Origin of the sequence: Rhodoferax sp., assembly GCF_039922535.1 — a bacterium.
Classification (GTDB): domain Bacteria; phylum Pseudomonadota; class Gammaproteobacteria; order Burkholderiales; family Burkholderiaceae_C; genus Rhodoferax_B.
Genome location: NZ_JBDTEM010000093.1, coordinates 1 through 3,497 on the forward strand (window position 1 = coordinate 1; position 3,497 = coordinate 3,497).

The 3,497-nt window shown below is 63.5% G+C and carries 3 protein-coding genes; 1 reads left to right on the forward strand and 2 read right to left on the reverse strand.

Features of this window, described 5'->3' with window-relative positions; all coding sequences use genetic code 11:
* Positions 1-1,057 (reverse strand): BMP family ABC transporter substrate-binding protein (locus ABI213_RS04115; protein WP_348026183.1); only part of this gene is annotated, 1,057 nt, incomplete at its 3' end.
* 64 nt (positions 1,058-1,121) lie between these two features.
* Complete coding sequence (locus tag ABI213_RS04120) at positions 1,122-1,985, reverse strand: GntR family transcriptional regulator (RefSeq protein WP_348026185.1); 864 nt, start codon at positions 1,983-1,985, stop codon at positions 1,122-1,124.
* A gap of 227 nt (positions 1,986-2,212) precedes the next feature.
* Here ABI213_RS04120 and ABI213_RS04125 point away from each other — a divergent pair, with 227 nt between their 5' ends.
* Positions 2,213-3,289, forward strand: a complete 1,077-nt coding sequence (locus ABI213_RS04125) for an urea carboxylase-associated family protein (protein ID WP_348026187.1) — start codon at positions 2,213-2,215, stop codon at positions 3,287-3,289.
* The last annotated feature ends 208 nt before the right edge of the window (positions 3,290-3,497 follow it).

Here is a 3,497-nt window from a genome sequence, read left to right on the forward strand (position 1 = left end):
AGTTGCCGTAGCTCTTGTCGATCACGAGCTTGCCGGTGTTGCTCTTGATCGGACCCACGAAGATCGGCTTGCCCACTTTCAGCTCGGCAATCGCCGCCGTGGCGGCGCTGCGCGCATGCTCGTTGGCACCGGCACCGAAGGGCGTGCTCAGCACCATGTCTTTGTCGTAGCCGCCGAAGAAGGTGTTGGGCAGCTTCTCGCCCTTGGCGATCATGCCGGCGAAGGACTTGTAGACGGTTTCCCACTTGTTCTCGGCACCGGTGATGAAGCCCTTGGGCGCGAGCTGGGCTTGCGAGGCGTTGTGGCCCAGCGTCTTGATGCCCTTGCGCTCGGCGGTTTCGATGATGACCTTGGGGCTGTCCACGTGGCAGGCGATCACGTCGCAACCGGAGTTGATGAGCGAGTTGGTGGCCTCTGCCTCGCGCACCGACATCGACCATTCGCCGGTGATGATGAGCTGCACCGTGGCCTTCGGGTTCACTTTGCGCACGCCCAAAGTGAAGGCGTTGATGTTGCGCAGCACGATGGGGATAGGCTTGGCCGCCACGTAGCCGATCTTGTTGGTGGTGGTGGACAGGCCTGCGGCAATGCCATTGACGTAATGCGCCTGGTCCAGAAAGCAGAAGTAGCCGCCCAGGTTCATCGGGTGCTTGTCGGCAGACCACAGCGATGTGGGGTGGCGGAACTCGACCTTGGGGTACTTCTTGGCCGCGTCGATCATGAAGGGGTCGAAATAGCCGAACGAGGTGCCAAAAATCAAAGAAGCACCATCGGACTGCACCATGCCTTCCAGCGTCTTGCGCACGGCCGTGGTCTCGGGCACGTTTTCTTCCTCGACCACTTTCACGCCGGGCACCGTGCTGAGCGCCTTGGCACCCACGGCATGCGCCTGGTTCCAGCCGTAGTCGCCGCGCGAGCCGACATAGATGATGCCGACGGTGATGGCCTTGGCCTGCGCCGTGGCGGCAAACGGCAGGCTGCCCGCCGCAAGGCCTGCGGCCCCCAGCGCGGCGTGGCCCAAAAACTGACGGCGATCCAGTGGCTTGGTGACTTGCATGGTGAACTCCTGAGGTTGAGGTAGGGATGGTGGTGAGGTTGGAAAAATGGTTTGACGAAAAGAATCAGCGCGCCGCCGGGCCTTTGCGCTGCGCCAGGGTGGCCGGGGGTGTGCGCGTGCTTTTGGGCGAGGTTTTTGCAGTGGCTTTTACCGGCGCCTTGCCCGCCGTCTCCAGCGGAATCGCGGCCATGGGCGCGCCCACCTCGCTGGCGTAGCGCGACAGCACAGACGACAGCCCATCGCCAGCGCCCACCTCGTCGGTCAACAGCGCACGGCGCTCGATGCTGCTGAGGTGCTCACCCATCAGGCGCACGGCCAGGGGCGCATCGCGCTGGCGCAGCGCCGCGATCAGGCCATGGTGTTCGGTGCAGGCGCAATCCGACACATGCGGGCGGCCATGCACCGCCAGTATCAAAGAGCAGCGCGTGACCACTTCGGCCAGATAACGCTCCAGCACCGGGTTGCCGGTCATCTGCGCCAGCAAGGTGTGGAACTCGCCCGCCAAGCGCCCGGACGCGGGCAGCCTGCCGGCGCGCGCCGCCTGCTCTTCTTCCCGCACATGGCCCTCCAGGGCCGCGCCCATGGCGGGCTGCCAGCGCGCCACCACCAGATTCACCGCCTCGGCTTCCAGGCAGCGCCGCACCTCGAACACGGCACGGGCTTCTTCCCGCGTGGGCTGCGCCACCGTGGCCGTGCGCTTGTTGCCAATGTCCACCAGCCCTTCGGCCGCCAGGCGGCTGAGGATGCCGCGGATCAGCGTGCGGCTCACGCCGAACTGGGTGCACAGCTGGTCTTCCGGTAGCTTGGTGGCGGGCGCCAAGGCCTGCTCGATGATGGCGCGGCGCACGGCCTGGTAGGCCACTTCGGCCTTTTGAGAAGGCGTGTGGGCCGTGGTTTTGGTAGATGCGGGGGTCGCTCTGGAAGCCATTTTTTCGTATTCCTGCGTTTTTAATGACGTATACAAGATTAAGAAAACCTACGCAAAAGACATGCTAGCCTTCGGGTACCTTTGAACGGGAAATTTGCACCATATTTGCGCAATATTCTTGTTGCAGCGCCACATTTCGGCGCATTCCTTGCCGCCGATGCTGGCGCGCAACTTGCTCACATGGTCGGTCAATCACGTATACATGATTTACCAACCCAGGAGTCCCCATGAGCCAACACCGCATCACCCTGCTGTTGAACCAGCAGCAACTCGAACTGATCGACCGCACCATCGCTACCGGCGCGGCAGCGGATCGCGTCGGCATCGTGCGCCGCGCGTTGCAAGAGCGCGAGCTGCCTGCGCCGCCGCGCGCAGTGCCGCCCGCGCCCGCCTTGGACGGCCTGGATACCCACCGCGAGTTACTGGCTGAATACGTCATAGAGCCCGGCACCGGCAAGGCGCTGGAACTGCTCAAGGGCCAGCTGCTGCGCATCGAGCAGGTAGAAGGCGGGCAGTGCGCCGACTTCAACTGCTTCAACCTGCACGACTACAAGGAATTCATGCACACCGGCCGCACGCGCACGGTGCACGGCCTGCTGCCCACGGCGGGGCACTTTTTGTGGTCGGCACCGCCGCGTGAGCGCGCCATGGTGTACATCCTGGAAGACAGCGCCCGCTGCAACGACGTGCTGTTTCCGCGCTGCAGCGCTTATTTGTACGAAAGCAGCTATGGCATGCCGGTGCACACCAACTGCCACGACATCCAGTCCGAGGCGCAGCGCGAATACGGCCTGACGCCCGACGATGTGCACGACTCGTTCAACCTCTTCATGGCCACCGAAGTGCACGGCGGGCGCGGGCACATCAGCCGCCAGACCACCGTGGCTGGCGACCACGTAGACATGCTGGCGCTGATGGACCTGCTGGCCGTGCCCAATGTGTGCGGTGCCGACGTGATGCGCACCAGCAACTTCTCGCTCAAGCCGCTGAAGCTGCAGATCTACCAGGCCAGCGCACGCGACCTGGCCAGCGTGCCGCCCGTCCAGCAGTACAGCAACCAGCGCACACCCGCAGACTTCAAGATTCCCAACATCCGCACCGAGCGCGCGCTGCGCAAAGACCCGACCTACCAGCCGCAGTTCACCAATGTGCCGCTGCGCATCTCGGCGCTGGACATCACGCTGGACGCTGCCGAATATGCCTCGCTGCAGGCGGCGGGCCTCAGCGTCTATTACGGCGACGACGATGGTGCCGCCCTGCGCGACGTGCTGTTCAGCTGGTGGGAGACGCACTACATCCAGTAGGCAAGTCCGTGGCCACCCGCATCCGTTCAAAGCCACGACCCAGACCGGCCACGCCATCTTGTCGAAGGTGACCGGCACGGGCTGGCGCTACGCCAAAGTTGGGGATAAATCGAATTATTTTGATAGCATCCACCGCAGAGATTACCTGCGGCAGAGGCATTTTCTGGCATGCAAATCCAGTCTCTTTTTTATAGCAGGCCAATATAGC